At 29.1% G+C, this 20,758-nt stretch carries 23 protein-coding genes and 1 tRNA gene; 16 read left to right on the plus strand and 8 right to left on the minus strand.

The features are described 5' to 3' along the window. Nucleotides 1–61 precede the first annotated feature (61 nt). The 3 genes from ACTTAX_RS00520 (at nt 62) to ACTTAX_RS00530 (ending at nt 4,127) form a co-directional block, all read left to right on the plus strand. Nucleotides 62–805: a hypothetical protein gene (locus ACTTAX_RS00520; protein WP_440692084.1), complete on the plus strand. Its 744-nt coding sequence runs from the start codon at nt 62–64 to the stop codon at nt 803–805. Between the two features lie 150 nt (nt 806–955). Then, a complete protein-coding gene (locus tag ACTTAX_RS00525) occupies nt 956–1,690 on the plus strand; it encodes a WecB/TagA/CpsF family glycosyltransferase (RefSeq protein ID WP_440692086.1) in 735 nt (244 codons plus the stop codon). Next, the gene (locus ACTTAX_RS00530) at nt 1,683–4,127 is read left to right on the plus strand and encodes a GcvT family protein (protein ID WP_440692088.1); all 2,445 of its coding nucleotides are present in this window, start codon (nt 1,683–1,685) and stop codon (nt 4,125–4,127) included. Before ACTTAX_RS00525 ends, ACTTAX_RS00530 begins: the two co-directional genes overlap by 8 nt. A gap of 8 nt (nt 4,128–4,135) precedes the next feature. On the opposite strand, the gene ACTTAX_RS00535 is transcribed toward ACTTAX_RS00530, so the two are convergent. After that, complete coding sequence (locus tag ACTTAX_RS00535) at nt 4,136–4,615, minus strand: DM13 domain-containing protein (protein WP_440693739.1); 480 nt, start codon at nt 4,613–4,615, stop codon at nt 4,136–4,138. Between the two features lie 51 nt (nt 4,616–4,666). Here ACTTAX_RS00535 and ACTTAX_RS00540 point away from each other — a divergent pair. Continuing rightward, a tRNA-Met gene (locus tag ACTTAX_RS00540) sits at nt 4,667–4,743 on the plus strand. 1 nt (nt 4,744) lies between these two features. Here ACTTAX_RS00540 and ACTTAX_RS00545 read toward each other — a convergent pair. Continuing rightward, nucleotides 4,745–5,272 (minus strand): adenine phosphoribosyltransferase, encoded by a 528-nt coding sequence (locus ACTTAX_RS00545; RefSeq protein ID WP_440692090.1) that lies wholly within the window; start codon nt 5,270–5,272, stop codon nt 4,745–4,747. A 33-nt stretch (nt 5,273–5,305) separates the two neighbouring features. On the opposite strand from ACTTAX_RS00545, the gene ACTTAX_RS00550 reads away from it, so the two are divergent. Genes ACTTAX_RS00550 through ACTTAX_RS00585 form a run of 8 tightly spaced genes read left to right on the plus strand, consistent with a single transcriptional unit; the run spans nt 5,306 to nt 12,030 of the window. Then, a complete protein-coding gene (locus ACTTAX_RS00550) occupies nt 5,306–6,178 on the plus strand; it encodes an S-methyl-5'-thioadenosine phosphorylase (RefSeq protein WP_440692092.1) in 873 nt (290 codons plus the stop codon). Next, nucleotides 6,175–7,245, plus strand: coding sequence for an S-methyl-5-thioribose-1-phosphate isomerase (gene mtnA, locus ACTTAX_RS00555; RefSeq protein ID WP_440692094.1), 1,071 nt, complete (start codon nt 6,175–6,177; stop codon nt 7,243–7,245). The genes ACTTAX_RS00550 and mtnA overlap by 4 nt, the downstream gene beginning before the upstream one ends. Continuing rightward, the gene (locus tag ACTTAX_RS00560) at nt 7,242–7,877 is read left to right on the plus strand and encodes a class II aldolase/adducin family protein (protein ID WP_440692096.1); all 636 of its coding nucleotides are present in this window, start codon (nt 7,242–7,244) and stop codon (nt 7,875–7,877) included. The genes mtnA and ACTTAX_RS00560 overlap by 4 nt, the downstream gene beginning before the upstream one ends. Then, nucleotides 7,877–8,917, plus strand: coding sequence for an adenosylmethionine decarboxylase (speD, locus tag ACTTAX_RS00565; protein ID WP_440692098.1), 1,041 nt, complete (start codon nt 7,877–7,879; stop codon nt 8,915–8,917). The genes ACTTAX_RS00560 and speD overlap by 1 nt, the downstream gene beginning before the upstream one ends. Nucleotides 8,918–8,974: 57 nt before the next feature. Further along, nucleotides 8,975–9,826 (plus strand): transporter substrate-binding domain-containing protein, encoded by an 852-nt coding sequence (locus ACTTAX_RS00570; RefSeq protein WP_440692100.1) that lies wholly within the window; start codon nt 8,975–8,977, stop codon nt 9,824–9,826. A 44-nt stretch (nt 9,827–9,870) separates the two neighbouring features. Next, nucleotides 9,871–10,563, plus strand: coding sequence for an ABC transporter permease (locus ACTTAX_RS00575; RefSeq protein WP_440692102.1), 693 nt, complete (start codon nt 9,871–9,873; stop codon nt 10,561–10,563). Beyond that, nucleotides 10,563–11,240, plus strand: a complete 678-nt coding sequence (locus ACTTAX_RS00580; RefSeq protein ID WP_440633503.1) for an ABC transporter permease — start codon at nt 10,563–10,565, stop codon at nt 11,238–11,240. The genes ACTTAX_RS00575 and ACTTAX_RS00580 overlap by 1 nt, the downstream gene beginning before the upstream one ends. Nucleotide 11,241: 1 nt before the next feature. Next, on the plus strand, nt 11,242–12,030 hold the full coding sequence (locus tag ACTTAX_RS00585) for a phytanoyl-CoA dioxygenase family protein (protein ID WP_440692104.1): 789 nt from the start codon (nt 11,242–11,244) through the stop codon (nt 12,028–12,030). On the opposite strand, the gene ACTTAX_RS00590 is transcribed toward ACTTAX_RS00585, so the two are convergent. After that, a complete protein-coding gene (locus ACTTAX_RS00590) occupies nt 12,020–12,409 on the minus strand; it encodes a DUF6165 family protein (protein WP_440692106.1) in 390 nt (129 codons plus the stop codon). The two genes, ACTTAX_RS00585 and ACTTAX_RS00590, sit on opposite strands and share 11 nt — an antisense overlap. A 32-nt stretch (nt 12,410–12,441) precedes the next feature. On the opposite strand from ACTTAX_RS00590, the gene ACTTAX_RS00595 reads away from it, so the two are divergent. Further along, nucleotides 12,442–13,383, plus strand: coding sequence for a glycosyltransferase family 9 protein (locus tag ACTTAX_RS00595; RefSeq protein WP_440692108.1), 942 nt, complete (start codon nt 12,442–12,444; stop codon nt 13,381–13,383). On the opposite strand, the gene ACTTAX_RS00600 is transcribed toward ACTTAX_RS00595, so the two are convergent. Next, nucleotides 13,373–14,425 carry an AbrB family transcriptional regulator gene (locus ACTTAX_RS00600; protein ID WP_440692110.1) on the minus strand — a complete coding sequence of 351 codons (1,053 nt, stop codon included), beginning with the start codon at nt 14,423–14,425 and terminating at the stop codon, nt 13,373–13,375. The genes ACTTAX_RS00595 and ACTTAX_RS00600 overlap by 11 nt on opposite strands. After that, complete coding sequence (locus ACTTAX_RS00605) at nt 14,425–15,123, minus strand: IclR family transcriptional regulator (protein ID WP_440692112.1); 699 nt, start codon at nt 15,121–15,123, stop codon at nt 14,425–14,427. Before ACTTAX_RS00605 ends, ACTTAX_RS00600 begins: the two co-directional genes overlap by 1 nt. A 116-nt stretch (nt 15,124–15,239) precedes the next feature. On the opposite strand from ACTTAX_RS00605, the gene ACTTAX_RS00610 reads away from it, so the two are divergent. The 3 genes from ACTTAX_RS00610 to ACTTAX_RS00620 are packed head-to-tail and all read left to right on the plus strand — an operon-like array spanning nt 15,240 to nt 18,224. Continuing rightward, nucleotides 15,240–16,226 (plus strand): tripartite tricarboxylate transporter substrate binding protein, encoded by a 987-nt coding sequence (locus tag ACTTAX_RS00610; RefSeq protein WP_440692114.1) that lies wholly within the window; start codon nt 15,240–15,242, stop codon nt 16,224–16,226. Between the two features lie 34 nt (nt 16,227–16,260). Then, a complete protein-coding gene (locus ACTTAX_RS00615) occupies nt 16,261–16,731 on the plus strand; it encodes a tripartite tricarboxylate transporter TctB family protein (RefSeq protein WP_440692116.1) in 471 nt (156 codons plus the stop codon). Beyond that, entirely contained in the window at nt 16,728–18,224 is a 1,497-nt protein-coding gene (locus ACTTAX_RS00620; RefSeq protein ID WP_440692118.1) for a tripartite tricarboxylate transporter permease, read from the plus strand. The genes ACTTAX_RS00615 and ACTTAX_RS00620 overlap by 4 nt, the downstream gene beginning before the upstream one ends. On the opposite strand, the gene ACTTAX_RS00625 is transcribed toward ACTTAX_RS00620, so the two are convergent. From ACTTAX_RS00625 to ACTTAX_RS00635, 3 genes are read right to left on the minus strand one after another with little or no spacing between them, the layout of a single operon-like run. Beyond that, on the minus strand, nt 18,225–19,115 hold the full coding sequence (locus tag ACTTAX_RS00625; RefSeq protein ID WP_440692120.1) for a DMT family transporter: 891 nt from the start codon (nt 19,113–19,115) through the stop codon (nt 18,225–18,227). It lies immediately after the preceding gene. After that, the gene (locus tag ACTTAX_RS00630) at nt 19,112–20,194 is read right to left on the minus strand and encodes a glycosyltransferase family 4 protein (RefSeq protein WP_440692122.1); all 1,083 of its coding nucleotides are present in this window, start codon (nt 20,192–20,194) and stop codon (nt 19,112–19,114) included. Before ACTTAX_RS00630 ends, ACTTAX_RS00625 begins: the two co-directional genes overlap by 4 nt. Then, nucleotides 20,194–20,748, minus strand: a complete 555-nt coding sequence (locus ACTTAX_RS00635; RefSeq protein ID WP_440672158.1) for a thioredoxin family protein — start codon at nt 20,746–20,748, stop codon at nt 20,194–20,196. Before ACTTAX_RS00635 ends, ACTTAX_RS00630 begins: the two co-directional genes overlap by 1 nt. Nucleotides 20,749–20,758 lie beyond the last annotated feature (10 nt).

Here is a 20,758-nt window from a genome sequence, read left to right on the forward strand (position 1 = left end):
TATTTAAACATTATTTAACATAGACAAAAACTTTTCTGTTTATTAAACTGCTAGTTGTATTATGAAAATTGATTATCTTAATAAAAATCACAGCATTGAATCTCAGGATTTAGAAAGAAAAATAAACTTGTTGAGATCAAAACTAGATAATAAACAAAGTTATTTTATATGTGAACAAGATATAGTTGGTATAAAAATTGAAAAATATTTTAATACAATAATTATGCTTTTTAAAAATATTTTAAAAAATATCAAAAAGAATTTTATAATAAAGTTTTATAGATTGCTTGTTAAAAAATCTAAACAAACAAATAAACTTTTAAATAAATTTGAAAATCTTGAGAAAATACTAGAAGATCAACAAAAATTTTTAGAAAAAAACTTTGAACTTAGTTCAAAACTCCAAAATGATTTCGATAAACTTAATAATAAAATTGATGTAGAAATACAAAATCAGAGTGAAGAAATTTCTGATAACATACCTGATGTTATTGGACATAATTCTAGTAATAGAGTTGACTTTTATCAAGAGGAAAACTTAAGACTTGGAAGTGAATTAGTTGAAACAAAAAAGAAGTTTGAAATTTTAAAAAGTGAATTAGATAAGTATGAAGACCAAAGAAGTAAATTAATCTCAAAAATTAATTCAATCAATGATGAGATAAATAACTCCAATATCTTAACCAATGTTTTTGAAAATAATGTTCAGCCAGAAGTACAGATTACAGATAACAATAAAATTCAAAAAAAAGAAGTTAATGATTTAAACGAGCAAGTAAAAGCTATATTTTCAAAAAAAATATAGTTTAGTTTCTAATTTTTCTTATTTATTATTTGAAAAAAAACTATTCTAATTAATAAAATAATTAATAGAGTACCATTATAAAATTAAATTATCCAATAGGTACTAAAGTTTTTTTATAGAAAGATGTAGTATTATATCAATTAATAAAAAATGATTAAAAAAATAAAGTTTAAAAATATTGGTTTTAATAATTTTGATAAAATAGAATTTAACAAAATTATAAAAAAAAAAGGCTATTATACTTTTCCAAGTGCCCCAGGAATTGCATCGATTGATTTTAGTGAGGAGTATTATAATTCATTAAGAAAAGCAAATTATGTGTTTTTTGACAGTGGATTTTTCGTTTTACTATTAAGAATTTTCAAAAATGTTAAAGTATCAAGATTTTCAGGATATAAATTTTTATTCCTTTTATTTAAGTTTTTAAAATTAAATAAAAACAAATCAGTTTTTTGTATTGATCCAAATAGTAATTATTCAAAATCAAATAAAAAATTTCTAAAAAAAATTGGTTTAAAAAAAATATATAGTTATGTTGCACCAAAATATAATCCCAAAAATTTATCAGATCGAAAATTAATAAAACAAATAAATAAAATAAAACCTAATTTTGTTTTGAATAATATTGGAGGTGGCATTCAAGAAGTTTTGGCCTTTGAATTAAATAAAAAATTAAAAAGAAAAACAATTATTTTATGCACCGGAGCAGCAATTTCTTTTTATACAGGCGATCAAGCTCCAATTAATAATACAATTGATAAATTTTATCTTGGTTGGCTTATAAGACTAATTTATAGCCCTTCTATTTTTTTTAAAAGATATATGTTAGCATTAAGATTAATACCAATGGTTTTGTTTAATTCAGTTAAAACTATAAATGAGTAAAAATATTCCACAGAGTGCAAAAGTAGTTGTAATTGGTGGTGGAGTGATTGGTTGCTCTGTTGCTTATCACTTAACTAAATTTGGTTGGAAAGATATTGTTCTTTTAGAAAGAGATCAATTAACTTCAGGTACAACTTGGCATGCTGCAGGATTAGTCAGTCAATTAGGACCGACAGCTTCAGTTACAAAAATAAGAAAATATACTTTAGACCTTTATAAAAAATTAGAAAAAGAAGTTGATCACTCAGCAGGTCTAAGAATTAATGGAGCTTTATCTATTGCTCAAACAGACGCTAGATGGCAAGAACTTAAAAGACAAGCAACTACTGCTCAATTGTATGATGTAGATATTAAGATTTTAGATAAAGATCAAATAAAGAAAAATTATCCAATAATGTACACAGAGGATTTAAAAGGCGGAGTGTTAATGCCTGGTGATGGTGCAGCTGATCCAAGTGGTGTTACTCACATGTTAGCAAAAGGGGCAAGATTAGGTGGTGCAAAAATATTTGAGCAATCACCTGTTGAAACAATATTAACTAAAAATGGCAGAGTAAATGGTGTTAGAGCTAATGGGCAAGATATTGAGTGTGAGTATGTGGTTCTTGCAACAGGTATGTGGTCAAGACAAATTGGAGAAAAAATAGGAGTAAGTGTTCCTTTATATCCTGCAGAACATTTTTATGTAATTACAGAACCAATTGAAGATCTTTCACCCAAATTACCTGTGATAAGAGATTTTGACAGCAGCACGTACATTAAAGAAGATGCTGGAAAACTATTAATTGGAATATTTGAAGGTAAATCAATTCCAGCATTTAATAATAATAATAAAGTTCCTGAAGATTTTTCATTTGGTGAATTTCCAGAAAATTTTGATCATTTTGAACCTTATTTAGAAAAATCTATGAAACGATTTCCAGTTTTAGAGCAAGCTGGAATAAGAAAGTTTTTTTCAGGACCAGAGTCTTTTACACCTGATACTAATTCTTTATTAGGTGAAGTTCCTGAGGTTAAAAATTTATTTGTTAGCTGTGGTTTGAATAGCATTGGCATTGGAAGTGGGGGTGGTGTTGGAAAAGTAACTGCAGAATGGTTAATGACTGGTCATATCAATGAAGATATTTTCAATTATGATATAAAAAGATTTCAAAAGTTCCATTCAGATTTGGGTTTTATTAAAGATCGTATTACAGAGTCTCTTGGTGATTTGTATGGAATGCATTGGCCATACAAACAACACAAAACATCAAGAAATGTAAAAAAATTACCATATCATGATGAATTAAAAAGTTTTGGTGCATGCTTTGGAGTTTCAGCTGGATATGAAAGACCAATGTGGTTTGCTTTAGATGGAGAAAAAGCTGAGTATGAATACAGTTATAATTACCAAAACTGGTATCCATCAGTAGAATACGAAACCAATAACACCCTAACAAATGTTGGACTATATGACTTATCTCCTTTCTCTAAATTTGAAATTAAATCTGAGCAAGCTTATGAAGATCTTCAGAGAATTTGTACATCAAATATAAAGCTGGAACCTGGAAAATGTACTTATACTCATATGCTTAATAATGATGGAGGAATTGAAACAGATCTTACAGTAGTTTGTATTGATCAAAATCATTTTAGAATAATTAGTTCTGCGGCAACAAGAGAAAGAGATAAATTTCATATTAAAAAGCATTTGTCTGATGCTGTTGAGTTAACTGACATTACTGATGATTATTGTGTGTTTGGAATATTTGGGCCAAAGAGTAGACTGTTAATGCAAGATTTAAGTTCAGATGATTTTAGCAATGAAAATTTTAAGTTTGCAAATTCAAAATATATAGAAATTGATGGAACTAAAATATGGACACAAAGATTATCTTACGTTGGGGAGTTAGGTTATGAGCTTTATGTTAAAAATTCTGAGTCTAAAAATATATATGAGAAATTAATAGAAAAAGGTAAAAAATATAATTTATCTAATTGCGGAATGCATGCATTAGACACAATGAGAATGGAAAGTGGTTTTTTACATTGGGGTCACGATATTTCACCTGAAGAAAACCAATACCAGGCAGGTCTTAACTTTACAATTAACTACAAGAAAGACTTTAATTTTATTGGTAGAGAAGCTTTGGAAAAAATAAAAGACAAAAAAATTGATAGGAAATTTGCTATGTTTGTTCTTAAAAATAATGAACCTGGAAAACCTCTTTTGCTTCACGATGAGCCAATTTATAAAGACGATAAAATCATTGGAAGAACTACATCAGGCAATTATTCTTTTAACTTTAAAAAAAATCTTGCATTTGGTTATATAAATAATGACTACTCAGATGACGAACTTATAAATGGAAATATTTCAATAGAAATTGAAAAAGTTAAATATCCAGCAGAAATTATCTTTAAACCATTAAAGCAAACTAATTTTAAAAATAGTTAATTAAAAAATTATTGGTATTTAGCTGCAGTTATAAATTCACTAAAACTTTCACACCAAATAACTACAGTATTGAATTTATTTACATCTATATTTGAAGGAATATCAATAACAAAGTTTTCAAAACTTTTAACTTCTGCAACATATTTAGCTTCATCTTTAATTGATAAAAATTCATCCTCGTGTTGTGTAAATTCATTTGTTAGATAAAGTTTATAATCTGGCCCAGGTGCAATTGCACCATTAACTGTAATTTTTGTATTTGAAATTGTAACTTTTGCCTCTCCCCAGTGAAATGGATCACTCCCTTTTAAATCTCTTAAAAACTCAGTTTGATATTTAGATTTATTTTCATACTCATTAATTTTACTTATTTCGACTGACTCTGGTGCGGCTAAAATTGGTAGAAAATATACACCTAAGCTAAAGCCGATTATTAAAAAGAAAAAGTGGCTAATAAATAGAAAGGTAATTTTTTTTTCATAGGAAATTTACTTATAGTTGAAAGAGTTAATAAATGTAGTATAAATCTTCCACTTTATGGCGGGGTAGCTCAGTTGGTTAGAGCGCGGGACTCATAAGCCCGAGGTCAGTGGTTCGATCCCACTTCCCGCTACCATTTAATGTCCTGGAAATTCTATTAAATTTTCAACTTTATAATTTTTATTTACCAAATTATCTGATCCACCTAAATCAAATAAATTAATAACAAAAACAAATGCAGCTACTTTTGCATCACACATTTCAACCAATTTAGCAGCAGCTTCTGCTGTACCACCTGTTGCAATTAAGTCATCAATTATTAAAACAGACTCATCTTTTAAAATAGAGTCTTTGTGAACCTCAATAGTTGCAGTACCATATTCTAATTGAAAATCTACAGAATGTACTTCAGCTGGTAATTTATTTTTTTTTCTCAACATAATAAAAGGTTTTTTAAGTATATAAGAAACGGCAGAGGCAAACACGAATCCTCTTGATTCTATTGCAGCAATTTTATCAATTTTGTATTTTTTAGATCTTTCAATAATTTGATTAATTGTTTCAGCAAAAGCTTCCTCGTTTTTAATTAGAGTAGTTATATCCCTAAATAGAATACCTTTTTTAGGATAATCAGGAATTGATCTAATATGATCTTTTAAATTCATAATACTCAATTATAAATAAATATATTTTAAATTATGACAACAAATAAATTAGCAATAATTGGTGGAAGTGGTCTCTATGATGTTGAAGAATTTACTAACAGAGAATTATTAGAAATAAATACACCTTGGGGCAAACCATCAGATCAAATATTAAAAACTAATTATAATAATAAAGAAGTTTATTTTTTGCCAAGACATGGGAGAGGGCATTTTGTTTCTCCTTCAAATATAAATTTTAGAGCAAACATTGATGCACTAAAACAATTAGGTGTCACTGATATTGTTTCAGTATCAGCCGTAGGATCTTTGAAAGAAGAGTTGCCACCTGGTAAATTTGTTATTGTTGATCAATTTATTGATAGAACTTTTGCACGAGTAAAAACTTTTTTTGATGATGAAATTGTTGCCCATGTATCGATGGCACATCCTACATCTAATGGACTAATGAATGCTTGTGAAGATGCAATAAAAAAATCCAATATAGAATATCAAAGAAATGGAACCTATGTTGTTATGGAGGGTCCTCAATTTTCAACATTAGCAGAATCTAATTTATATAGATCTTGGAAAGCAGATGTAATTGGTATGACCAATATGCCTGAAGCAAAACTCGCAAGAGAAGCTGAAATTAGGTATGCATCAGTTTCAATGGTAACAGATTTTGATTGTTGGCACCCAGATCATGAAAACGTCGATGTTCAACAAGTAATAAAAGTTTTACTAGGAAATGCTGAAAAGGCAAAAGTTATGATTAAAAATTTAATTGATAATTTTGAAAGCCATGTAGATCCAAATGATCCCACTAATAATTGCCTTGATGTTGCTATCATTACTGCTCCGGAAAAGCGAACCCGAAAAACAATAGATAAGTTAAAAACGGTTGCAGGTAGAGTTTTGATTAAATGAGAATTCAAGGAAAAGAATATCGAACAATATGGTACGAAGATAAGATAGTAAAAATAATTGATCAAACAAAGCTTCCACATCAATTTATAATAAAAAGTCTTAAATCAGTTAAAGATGCAATCAATGCAATCAAAGTTATGGAAGTTAGAGGTGCACCTTTAATTGGAGCGACAGCTGCTTACGGAATAGTTTTGGCTATTCATGAGAACAACTCTAAAGAATTTATAAATAAATGTTCAGAAGAGTTAATTAAATCAAGACCTACTGCGATAAATTTGAAATGGGCAGTTGATCGTATGATAAAAAAATTATCAGGGATCAATAGCGATCAAATTTTAAATATAGCTTTAAAAGAAGCTAAAGAAATTTGTGATGAGGATGAAAAGTTTTGTGAGAATATAGGTATTAATGGATTAAAAATAATTGAAGAAATATACAATAAGAAAAAAAATACAGTAAATATTTTAACTCATTGTAATGCGGGTTGGTTAGCAACAATTAATTGGGGTACAGCAACCTCACCGATTTATCATGCTCATAAAAAAGGAATTCCAATTCATGTCTGGGTAGATGAAACAAGACCAAGAAATCAAGGTGCAAATTTAACTTCATATGAGCTAAACGAAGAAGAAATTCCAAATACAATTATTGCTGATAATACTGGAGGGATTTTAATGCAAAGAGGTGAAGTTGATATGTGTATTGTTGGAACAGATAGAACTTTATCCAATGGAGATGTATGTAATAAAATTGGTACTTATTTAAAAGCTTTAGCTGCAAATGATAATAAAGTTCCTTTTTATGTCGCACTTCCAAGTTCAACAATTGACTGGAATATTAATGATGCGAAAGATATTCCAATTGAAGAGAGAAACTCCGAGGAATTATCTCATGTTGAAGGTATTGATGAAAACAATCAAGTAAAGAAAGTTTTGATATATCCAAAAAAAAGTAAAGCAATGAATTTAGCTTTTGATGTAACTCCAGCTAAATATGTAAGTGGATTAATTACCGAGAGAGGAGTGTGCGACGCTTCCACCAATGGATTAAAAAATTTATTTAAATGAAAAGTTTAAGTTCTGAAATTATTCGATATTCAAAGATGTTGAATACAAAAAAATTATCAGCTTTAAGATCTGGAAATATATCAACAAGGTATAAAAATGGTTTTTTAATTACACCGTCTGGAAAAAAATACTCAACTTTAAAAAATAAAGATATAGTTTTTGTTGCGTTGGACGGTAAGTTTGACAAGAAAAAAGGCATTCCCTCTTCAGAATGGAAATTTCATCAAGATATTTACAAAAATAAAAAAGAAGCTAAAGCAATTGTTCATGCTCATTCAACAAATGCAACTGCTGTATCTACTCATAATAAAGGAATACCGCCTTTTCATTACATGGTTGCAATGGCTGGTGGCCATGACATTAAATGTGCAAAATATGCAACCTTTGGAACAAGAGAATTATCTAAAAATATTTTAAGAGCTTTAAAAGGTAGAAAAGCTTGCTTAATTGCAAATCACGGTCAGATTGCATTTGAAGATAATTTGCCTAAAGCTTTTGAGTTAGCTGAAGAGGTTGAAAATATATCGCTTCAGTATATAACGAGCCTTAAATTGGGTAAGCCTAAAATTCTTTCTATCGCAGAAATGAATAAAGTTTTATCCAAGGCTAAAAACTATAAAAAGGATAGCTAATGACCAAAGTTGGAGAGCATATAACTCTTGATATCATTGGAACTACAAAAGAGTACGATCCTTCTGTTTATGAAAAAGTAATTCGTGAAATTGCAAAAGCTGCAAAAGTAACAATACTAAATATTTCTAAATATAAATTTGAACCTCAAGGTTTCACAATATTGGCTCTGTTAGCAGAAAGCCATATTAGTTTTCATACATTTCCTGAAAAAGGAATTATTAGTTTTGATTTTTTTACTTGTGGGAAAGTAAGTCCTTCAGTTGCAATTGATATAATTAAAAAAGAATTTGAACATACAAGAATTGTTAAAAAAGAATTTAATAGAGACACAAAATCACTTTATCATGACATATATAGTTCTCCAGGTTTACAAAAATCTTATGTCGTAAATGATGTTTTAGAAGATTTTAAATCTAAAGTTGGCCAACATATTGAAATTTTAGATCTTGAGCAGTTTGGAAAATCATTATTTATAGATGGTGAAATTCAAGTTGCTGCAACAGATGAACATTTATACAGCTCTACATTTGTTGGTTCAGGTTTAAATTTAAACAAAGATAACGAAAGAGCAGCTATCATCGGAGGTGGAGATGGGGGAGTTGCAAGAGAATGTATTTCTAAAAATTTTAATTTTATTGATTGGTATGAGTTAGATCCAGAAGTTGTAGATGTTTGTAATAAACATCTTGGTGATATTGGTAAAAAAGCTACAGAAAAAAATTCAGTTAAATGTGTCTGGGGAGATGCATTTGAAAGTATTAAATCAGTAGCTGATGATACTTACGATCATATTTTTGTTGATCTTAATGATGATCAGTTTTGTATTGATCTAGCAGCCAAAAATATGGATTCTTTGGTGAGAATTTTGAAACCAAAAGGTGTGATTACAGCACAAGTTGGAAGTCAGGATAAAAAACCTAAACAAGTTGACAGTTGGTTAAATGTCTTCAATCAAAATTTTGGTAATGCTAAATTATCTAGAGTTTACATACCAAGTTTTGATTGTGCTTGGAACTTTTCATCATCAATAAATCATTAATTTTTCTTTTTTCTTTCTAAAAATTGTGAAATAATTATTTTAATTAAAGGAGAAAATATGAATATATTCAAAAAAACTATTTTAACAGTTCTAGCTTCTTTTTTGATCATCGGAAATGTTTCTGCTGAGAAAATTAAAATTGGAACTGAAGGTGCTTATCCTCCATGGAATTCAAAAGATGCTTCTGGTAATTTAATTGGATTTGAGGTTGAGCTGGCTCAAGAGCTTTGTAAAATTATGAAGTATGAGTGTACAATCGTTGAGCAAGATTGGGATGGAATGATACCTGCATTAGTAATGAGAAAATTTGATGCAATCATGGCCGGTATGTCAATCACTGATGAAAGAAAGAAAACAATTACTTTCTCACAAGGTTATGCTGATGAAGTTGCATCTCTTGCAGTAATGAAAGGTTCCAGTCTAGAAGGTATGGATACACCAGAAGGTATCAATTTATCTTTAGGTGGTTCTGGTGTTAAAAAAGCACTTAAAACTCTAACCGATGCTCTTGCTGGAAAAACTGTATGTACGCAAACTGGAACAATTCACCAAAACTTTTTAGAGTCCGGTGACGTTGGAAGTGTAAATGTTAGAACTTACAAAACTCAAGATGAGGTTAATTTAGATTTAACTTCTGGAAGATGTGATGTTGCACTTGCTGCAGCTGTAGCATTTACAGACTATGCTGATAAATCTGGTAAGCCAGTTGTTTTAGTTGGACCAACTTTTTCAGGTGGTGCATTTGGAAATGGAGTTGGTGTTGGAATCAGACAAGCAGGGGATGACGCAATTGGTAAAAGAGATGCAAAAATCCTAAAAGATTTCAACAAAGCAATTAACAAAGCTAGAAAACAAGGAATAATTAGCAAACTTGCAATTAAACATTTTGGTTTCGACGCTTCTATGTAATTAATTTTGGATTTGGCGACTATAATATATAGTCGCCAGTCTATATGGAACTTCTTGCATTTGGAAAAACAGGTTGGGGTGACGAGTTATTTTATGCAACCTTAATGACAATTGCTGTATCTGTTACAGCAATGCTAGTTGGTTTCCTTTTCGCTTTAATTTTTACTCCTCTTAAACTTTCAAAATATAAAACACTAAACTTTGTTGGAAATTTCTACACCACAGTAATTAGAGGTGTCCCTGAACTATTAGTGATATATTTATTATTTTTTGGTGGGAGTGGTGCAATTATGTATGTCGCGTCAATATTTGGTTATTATGAATATATAGAAATCAATGCATTTATTACTGGTGCTGTTGCTATAGGGATAATTTCAGGTGCCTATTCAACAGAAGTTTTTAGAGGAGCTATTCAATCGATTGACAAAGGTCAGTTCGAGGCTGCTAAAGTTTTAGGAATAAGCAAGTTTGGTCAATTCTATAAAATAATTCTTCCTCAAATGTTAAGACTGGCTATTCCTAATTTAAGTAATGTTTGGCAAATTACTTTAAAGGACACTTCCTTAATATCAGTAACTGGTTTGGTCGAAATTATGAGACAATCTTATATTGCTGCTGGATCTACAAGAGATCCATTATTTTTTTACTCTTTTGCAGCAGTTTTATATTTATTGCTCACTTACATAAGCATGAAGTTAATTAATAAATTAGAAGTCAAATATAGCAGGGGTTATTAATGGATTTTGATTTAATGATTACTAGTTTTCCAAAACTTTTAGGAGCAACTGTAATTACTTTAAAACTTTTATCAGCCTCTTTATTTTTTGGATTATTTCTTGGATTATTTTTTGCAATTTTAAGATTAAATAAAAATATATTTATTAATAAATTCGCTTATGGATACTCTTATGTTTTCAGAGGTACTCCTTTATTAGTTCAAATTTTTATTATTTATTTTGGTTTAGGACAAATAGAATATTTAAGATCAACAGTTTTATGGGTTGTCTTAAAAGAACCTTATTGGTGTGCAATAATTGCTTTTACATTAAATACAGGCGCTTATACCTCCGAGATATTAAGATCTGCATTTCAAACTATAAAACCTGGGATTATTGAAGCTGGAAAAAGTCTAGGCATTTCAAATAAAATTATATTTTATAAAATTCAAATACCTATTGCGATTAGACAATCACTTCCTGCATATGGAAATGAAATAATTTTAATGATGAAAGGTACTTCATTAGCAAGCACCGTAACACTAATGGACTTAACTGGAGTTGCAAAATACATTATATCAACAACATTTAAGCCTATTGAAGTATTTATTGTGGCTGGAGGAATATATTTGTTTATGACTTTCGTTATTCATAATGTGATTAAGTATTTAGAAAAAAAATATAGTTTCCAACAATAAAATGTATCTTTCTCAAAAACAGATTGATGATTATCAAAATGATGGTGTAATAATTATTCAAGATGTATTTAGAGATTGGATCGAACCACTAAGAAATGGTTTTCAAAAAGTTTTAGAAAATCCAAGCCAACATGGAAGAGAAAATGTGAGTGAAAATGATGGAAGGTTTTTTGAAGACTATTGTAATTGGGAAAGAATTAAAGAATTTAAAGATTGTATGTTCAATTCTCCAGCAGCCAAGATAGTTGCTGAAGTCACTAATTCAAAATCTATACAAATTTTTCATGATCATCTTTTTATAAAAGATCCAGGTACAAACAAAGAAACACCTTGGCATCAAGATATGCCTTATTACTGTGTTAATGGAAATGATACAGGAAGTTTTTGGATACCTTTAGATGTGGTAAATAAAGAAAATAATATTAAATTAATTTTAGGATCTCATAAATGGCAAAAACTTTTAAGACCTACCAAATGGTCCAATGACCAACCATGGTATAAGGATGATAGTTCGTTTATGAGTCTTCCAAAAATAGAAGAATTTGAAAAAGATATATTAATACCCGATTTAAAATTGGGTGATGCAGTTTTATTTAATTTTAAAACCGTGCACGGATCAACAGGAAACAATTCATCTTTATCAAGAAGAGCATTTTCAATGAGATTTATTGGTGATGATGTAAGATTTGTTCAGAGAAAAGGCCAAACTTCACCTCCATTTGATGGAATTAATCTTAAAACAGATGATTTAATGCGTGAAGATTGGTTTCCTAAAGTATTTAGTAGCTGAAGTATTCTTTAATTTCTTTTATTTTAGAACCAGTATGATTATTTATTTCTAATTTTATTTTAGCTCTTTCGTCATTTAATAAATGAACATCTCTCGAAAGTTTAATAAAGTTTTCTGTAAAATCTTTTTCTTTTTCACATCTTCTCTTATCATCTTCAATCGTCCAAAGTCTGCTATTAATTATTTTCAATGATTCATATAGTTTATTTATTTCAATATCATTCTTAACATTTGCTTTATATTGTTCTTGTAAAATTTGATGTTCATCAATTATAAACTTTAGTTTCTCTGGATCTTTAATTTTTTCTTTTTTAATTTCTAAAATAGAAATTTTATCAAGCAATTCTCCAACAGATACTTCAACAAGAATTTTATTCATAAAAAATTATACTATGATAGGTTGTAAAAATCATGGCAAATATTTTAGTTATAAAACATGGCTCTTTAGGTGATGTGGTTCAGGTTTCGGGTGCAGTTCAAGATATCTCTGAAAATCACAAGGAGGATCAAATTTATGTAATGACTACAAAACCTTATTTTAATTTATTTCAAAATAATCCTTATATTACTGATGTTATTTTAGATAAAAGATTATCAAAACTAAATTTGATTTATTTATATTCTTTAATGAATTCAATAAAGAAATATAAATTTTCAAAAGTTTATGATCTTCAAAACTCAAGCAGAACATCTTTTTATAAAAGAATTCTTTTTCCAAAGGCTGATAAAACAATCTGGTGCTCTACAGAAACAACTCTTCCAGAAGGAATAACTAAAAAAGATTTTGATAAAGATTCTGTTCTTTCAAGATTTGATCATCAGTTAAAATCCTCAGGCATAAATACCAATCACACAATGAAACCAGATTTTTCATGGAGTGCAGCTGATATTTCAGAAATAAAAAAAAATTACGAACTAGATAAATACATAATACTTTTTCCTTTTTGTTCACCTCATTTGACTTCAAAAAAATGGCCTTATTACAACGATCTAATCATTTTGATTAATGAAAAATTCGAAAATAAATTTAAAGTGGTTACTGCACCCGGACCAAATGAAATTGAAGAAGCAAAAAATATAAATGCTTTATGTGTTTTAGATAACGGTAAAGCTTTAAATATTTCTCAATTATCTGGATTAATTAAAGAAAGTTCATTTGTTGTAGCTAATGATACCGGACCCGCTCATATAACGGCGCACTTGGGATCAAAAGGAATTGCTTTATTCGGTTCTCATACCACTCCATTTAAAGTAAGTATTGAAAGAGAAAACTTTAAAGCAATACAAGCCCCTGAATTATCAAAACTCTCAGCAGAAAAAGTTTTTGAAAGAGTTTCTGAAATTATTTCTTAAATCTATCTAACAATCTTAAAAATACTGGAACTGTAAAAAGAATGAAAAGTAACCTGATAATATGATGGAAAGCAACAAAATCTGGGTCGAGATCAAAAGCAATTGCTATAACTGCCACCTCATAAATTCCGCCTGGACTGAAAGATAATATTAAAGTTAAAATATTTGTATCTACAAAGAATGTTGCAACGTATGCAGCAAGTAAGCCTAATAACACCAATATTACTGTAGCTACAATGCTATGGAGTGAATTGTTTGCTATTTCCTTTATAGTTTTTTCAGCAAATCTACATCCAACAGAAGAACCAAGAATCAACAAACAAAAATTTACCGTTTCATCCGGCAATTTATATGAGGCTATATCTGTAATTTGTAATAAACCACTCGCAAATAATGTTCCAGATAGTAAAGCAGCAGGAATTCTAATTTTATCAAAAACAAAAATAAAAAATAAAGATGCAATAATAAGTAAAATTAAATTTAAATGATTTTGAGCTAAATAATTAAAGTCATCATTTAATAAAACACTATTGTCAGTATTGTTTACAATAATAAGTGGAATTACAGTTATAATAATGATCAATCTAATTAAATGAGAAGTTGCAACTTGAGATAAATCAGTTTTTTCATTTTCTGCTAAAATCATTAATGGACCTAAAGCACCAGGAGCAGCAGAAAATATAGAGGCTTTATCCCCGTAATTTGCAAATTTTTGAAGATACTTAGAAATAACTAGAATACATATTACTATATAAATTAACATAATCAGAGAAGTCCAAATCCAATTAATCATTTGGTTAAATAGATTTTGATCTATGTAATTTCCAATATGCAAACCTAAAATAATTAAAATAAAGCTTAATACAATTTTAGGCATAATGATTTTTAGTCCTGATAATGCAGCAATTGATGTGACAATCATTGGTCCCAAAAACCAAGCTAGAGGAATATTTAAATATTCTGCAATAATAGCACTAGGAAAAGAAATTATTAAAACAGAAATAAATTTAATTGTAAAAATTTGGTTAATCTGCTTTAGCATTATTTGACTTGAATTAAATTCTTTTCAATTTTAACTCTAGAAGATCTAAGAACATTTAGAAAGCTAATACAGTTTTTTTTATTAAAATTAGAAATATGACCAGCAACAGTTAATGCACCAAGAATTTGGTTTTTTTTTCTCAATATTGGAACAGATATAGAAGCCATTTCCGAATCTCTTTCTCCAAAAGTCATAGCATATCCATTTTTTAACACTTCATCTTTATCTTTAATTTCTAAATTATTATAAGCAGACAAAACATGACCACTTGAACCTTTGTTAATAGGTTTTTTACCTCCTATAACCTCTCGGTGTGTTATTGATTTATTAGGAGAACTTGATTGAATACACACTCTTACATCATTTTGTCTAACAAAAAAACTCGCTGTCTCTTTTGTTTTGGTTGATATGAAATCTAATTCAGCTTTAATAGAATCTTTTAAATTAAAACTACTCTCATAAATTTCAAATAATCTTGGGATAGTATGACCAATTTTAAATTCACCACTTTTTATTTTTCTAATGTATCCAAAATTCTCAAGTGATTTAGATATTCTTGAAATTCTACTTTTATGATCTCCTGTAATATTAGCTATTTTTGTTATCGTTAAAGCCTCATTTTTTTCGGTAAAACAATTTAGGATTTCTAAAGCTTTATTTACTGCATCTACACCAATATTTTTTTTTTGTATTTTCATAAAATTCTATTGAATAGAATATGTTGTTCTATTGAATAGAACAATAGTATTTATTTATTTGGACAATGATAATCATAATAAATTAAATCCAATTAAATCAAATAGAGAGGGAAATAATGAAAAACATAAAAAAACTATTTTCAGTATTGTTCTCAGCAATCCTATTATTCTCAGCAACAACTACTAGTTCAGTAGCGCATGAAAAATTGCACTTTGTAATTGGTGGTGGTGCTGGTGGTGGTTGGGATGGCACTGCTAGAGGTACTGGAGAGGCTTTAACAAAAGCTGGTTTGTTAAAAAGTGCATCATTTGAAAATATGTCAGGTGGTGGTGGTGGTAAAGCACTTGCTTATATGATTAACAATAAGCCTGCTGACACTATTTTAGTTCAATCAACACCTTTAGTATTAAGATCAATTACTAGACACGAAGGTTATGTGACTGGTGGTGGAAGCGGAGTACTATCTTATAAAGATGTTGTGCCGATTGCTGGTGTAATTGGTGACTATGGTGCTATTGCAGTTGCAAAAGACTCACCATACAATAACTTTAAAGACGTTGTTGATGCATACAAAAAAGATCCTAAGTCTGTAAAAATGGCTGGTGGATCTGTAAGAGGAAGCATGGACCATTTAATTGGTGCTTTAGCATTCCAAACTGCTGGAGCTAATCCAAATGATGTAGTTTATGTTCCTTACGATGCAGGTGGAAAAGCATTAGCTGGACTTTTATCTGGAGAAACTCAAATGATTTCTACAGGTTTAGGTGAACTTATGGGAGCAAGAGACCAAGTAAGAATTATTGGTATCACTGCACCTGAAAGAGTTTCTGATGCACCAGACGTACCAACGCTAAAAGAACAAGGTTATGATGTACAGTTTGTTAATTGGAGAGGTTTCTTTGGTCCTCCAGGCATGAGTGATTCTGAAAGATCAGCTCTTGCTAAAAAGCTTGGCGATGTACAAAAAACTCCAGAGTGGGAAGCTGTAAGAGCAAGAAACGCTTGGGTAAATATTTATAACCCAGGTGATGATTTCGTTAAGTTTTTAGAAAAACAAACTGGCGAAATGACAGACCTAATGAAAAAACTAGGAGTTATTTAATCCAGTTTGGATTAAGTAATATATAGGAAGAGCAGTGAGAATTAGTCCAACTAAATTTATCTCACTGCTCTTTTTTATTTTTTCAGCTTTTTATTTATATACAGCACATCAAATAGTGGTTTTTACTTTTGATGAGAATGCCCCGTTTAATGCAAGAACTTTTCCAATTTATTTAGGTTGGGCAGGAATTTTAATCTCAAGTTTGATAATAATATTACCCGAAAAAACTAAGATAGAGGTAAACCATAAACACCTTGATTATAAAAGTATAATTTATCTAGTTTTAATTTCATTAATTTATGGAGCAGTAATTTTAAAAATTGGCTACTTTTTATCTACTTCGTTATTTTTAATTGCTTCTTACTATTTCTTAGGTGAAAGAAGATGGTTATGGATGTTTATGCTTTCGTTTCCATTTGTAGCAGTATTTATGTTTTTACTTCATGGATTGCTTAATATTTATCTAAGAGATCCATTATTAAAATATTTAGGAATTATTGGATGATTGATGGAATTTTAATTGGTTTAAACACTGCTTTATCTTTTCAAAACATCATAATTGTTATGATTGGATGTTTTGCAGGTACCATAATTGGAATGCTTCCAGGATTGGGTCCAATGACTGCAATTGCATTAATGATACCAATTACTTATGGTTTTGATCCAGCTTCAGGATTAATTTTAATGGCTGGTGTATATTATGGAGCAGTTTTTGGAGGATCTACCTCTTCAATATTATTAAATGCGCCAGGTGTGCCTGGTACTGTTGCTACAGCATTTGATGGTTATCCAATGGCACAACAAGGAAAAGCTGGGAAAGCTTTAGCGATTGCTGCTTATAGTTCATTTGCTGGTGGAACAATTTCTGCAATATTTTTATTAATAGCAGCTCCTAGTTTATCTAAAATAAGTTTATCATTTAGATCTCCAGATTATTTTGCACTGATGGTATTGGGATTAACTGCTGTTTCAGCATTTTCTTCAAAAGGACAATTTTTAAAAGCAATGATGATGGTAGTTTTAGGATTAATGTTATCTTCAATAGGTCAAGATTCTTTGTCTGATATTTCAAGATTTACTTTTGGTAATATGAATTTATCAGATGGAATAAGCTTTGTATTAATTGTTATGGCAACATTTGCAATGAGTGAAGCATTAACAATCATATTCAGAGGAAAAGATCCAAATAGGGCAGCAAAACAAATTTCATTAACAGAATTAGGATCCATTAAAGTTAATAAAGAAGAAACGATTAAAATGGCAAAAACCATTCCTCGTTCTTCTGTCTTGGGATTTTTAATTGGAGTTTTACCTGGAGCAGGTGCAACGATTGCATCTTTCTTAGCATATGGAATGGAAAGAAATTATGTAAATGATGAAGAGAAAGAAAAATTTGGAAAAGGTAGTGTTCATGGTTTATCAGCTCCAGAAACAGCAAACAATGCAGCATGCTCTGGATCATTTGTTCCATTATTAACTTTAGGTATTCCTGGAAGTGGAACAACGGCAGTAATGTTAGGTGCACTACTAGGCTTTGGAATTCAACCGGGTCCAAGATTATATCAAACTAATCCTGAAATTTTTTGGTCAGTTATTATGTCTATGTATATTGGAATGGTGGTATTACTTATCTTAAATTTACCATTAATTCCTTACATTGCTCGAATACTTGCTGTTCCAAGAAATTTTTTAATTCCTTTAATTTTATTTTTTTCTATTACAGGAATTTATTTAATGTCATTTAATAATTTTGATATTTATTTAATGATTGGTATTTCTGTTATAGCTCTTTTTATGCGCTTATATGATTTTCCAATGCCACCATTAATCCTTGCTTTTGTACTAGGAAAACTAATGGAAGAAAATTTAAGAAGATCGTTATTAATTAGTGATGGTTCTTTTAGTTTCTTATGGGATAGACCATTAACTTTAATTATTTTATTAACAACTATTTCAATTGTAGGCTGGCAAATATACAGAGCTTTTGTTAAAAAATAATTAAGATTTAATATCTATTCGTTTTCTAATAATTTCTTTATCAAGCTTCATTTCACGATATGACATAATGAAAACTCCTAAAAATATAATACTCGCACCAATCCAAGTGAACAAATCAGGTGTTTCGCTAAATACAAAGTAACCAATTAGAGATGCAAATACTAAACTTAGAAAAGAATATGGCTGTGTCATACTTACATCAACTAATTTATAAGCATGATTAATACAAAGGTGTAACAATGTACCAGAAAAGCCTGCAAAAAATAAATAAATCAAAGTTTGTAAACTAGGTGTTTGCCAATAAAACAATGCAATAAGGAAACTAAAAATAGTCATATAACAGTATCCATATGATAAAATTGTAATCGAACTATCATCTTTTGTTATAGTTTTTGTAATTATAATCACTATTGACCACATAAAAGATGATGCCAGTGCCATATACACTCCAATAGAGATGTCAATTATACCTGGTCTTAAAATTACCAACATACCAATAAATCCTAAAACTAGTGCAAAACTTCTGTAGATATAAATTTTTTCTCCAAGAAATAAAACAGCTAAAATAGTTACTATGAAAGGAACAACAAAAGATATTGCTGTAGCTTTTTCAATTGACATCATTGTTAAAGCTGAGAAATATAAAAGCATTGAAGGTAGGTTTAAAATAGCTCTAAGAAAATGTTTTTTATGATGATTTGATTTAAAAACATCTAATTTAGTTTTCAACATATAAGGAAAAATAATAAGGAAACCAAATAAAAATCTGAAGAAACCCGCCACATAAACATTAACTTCTTCTTGAGCTAATTTTAAAAAGGTTAACATTAATGTTCCACAAAAAACTGAGATTATAATTAAAAAAATTGCTAATTTATTATTTGAAATCAATTTAGTATCTTTTTGTATTCCTCAATTATTTTTGACCATAGAAATTTATTCACAAATTCTTTTGCATTTTTCCCAAGCTCTAAATACTTTTTATTTTCTAACATTGAATTAATTGAAGAATAAATGTCATCAAGACTATTTCCATCACATATTAAGCCAGTTTTTTCATGATCAATTGCATCTGCTGCACCACCATCTTTACCGCCTATAGATGGAATACCGTATTGTGCAGCTTCAACATAAGCAATTCCAAATCCTTCAACAGATTTTTTATGAATTATAGAAGGCATTACAAATAAATTTGATTTAGCAACAAGAGCATTTTTTAAATCATCACTTATGTCTTTAAAAAACATTACTTGTTCCTCTAAATTCAATTCTTTTACTAATTTTTTAATATTTCCTTCTTCGTCACCGTATCCAATACAAATGTAAACAATATCTGGATAAATTTGTTTTAAATTTCTAAGAGCCATAATTACTTTTTCGTGATTTTTTCTTTTATCAAATCTTGATACTGTTATTAATTTTGGAGTTTTAACTTTTAGTAAGCTTTCAACTTTTTCTAATGATTTTTTGTTTAATTCTTTTGCTTGATCAACACCAGGATTAATTACAATAATTTTATTTTCATTAACCCCACATTCAATAGCAAGATGTTTAGTATATTGTGAGTTAGCAATAACTTTTTCTACATTGTTAAGAACATTCAAAACCCTTTTATTTTGACTTGATCCTTTAGAATGATTGATCTCTTTGCTATGAATAAGACAATATTTTTTTTTTGAAGTTTTAATTAATTCTAAACTTTTCCAATGATCTCCAATTATTCCTTCAACTTTATTCTTTTTGATAAATTCATTAATTAATTGAGCTTTTCTGTATTTTCTCAGAAGTTTTATTCCACCAACTCTTTCAATTGAAAACGAAGCTTGTTCATCAAAATCTTTATAATTATCAATATAATCTGCAAATACTTTTATCATAAAGTTTTTAGATAATTCTCTTGATAAACCCCACATCAAGCTTTGCATTCCACCAAGTTCAGGGGGAAAAGATCTAGTAACAATTAAATACATTAATTAGTTTTCCACTTTATGCTACAGCCAGCACTAGGAATTTGGTCTTTAGGACCTTCACCTGTTTCAGCAATTTGCTTCATAGCTTTTAACAAATCACTTTCACCTTCTTTAACAGGTATAAGATTTCTCAACTCTCTCAATCTTCCACGATATTGAAGTTCTAAATTTTTGTTATATCCAAAAAAATCTGGTGTACAGACAGCATCATATGCTTTTGCGATATTTTGTGTTTCGTCGTTTAAGTAAGGAAAATTAAAATTATTATCTTTAGAAAATTTAATCATATTTTCAAAAGAGTCTTCAGGATAATTCTCAGCATCATTTGCACAGATTGCTACAGAATTTATTCCAATTTTTTTTAATTCATTACAATCTTCAACTATTTCTTTTGTGACTGCTTTTACATAAGGGCAATGATTGCAAATAAACATTATCAAAGTTCCATTTTCTCCTTTGATATCTTCTAATGAAAGAATTTTATTATCTGTTGATTTTAATTCAAATGGAATAGCTTTTTGACCAAAATCACATATTGGAGTTTGTATTGGCATACTGTAAGAA

This window comes from Candidatus Pelagibacter sp. HIMB1695 (assembly GCF_052047655.1).
Taxonomy (GTDB): domain Bacteria; phylum Pseudomonadota; class Alphaproteobacteria; order Pelagibacterales; family Pelagibacteraceae; genus Pelagibacter.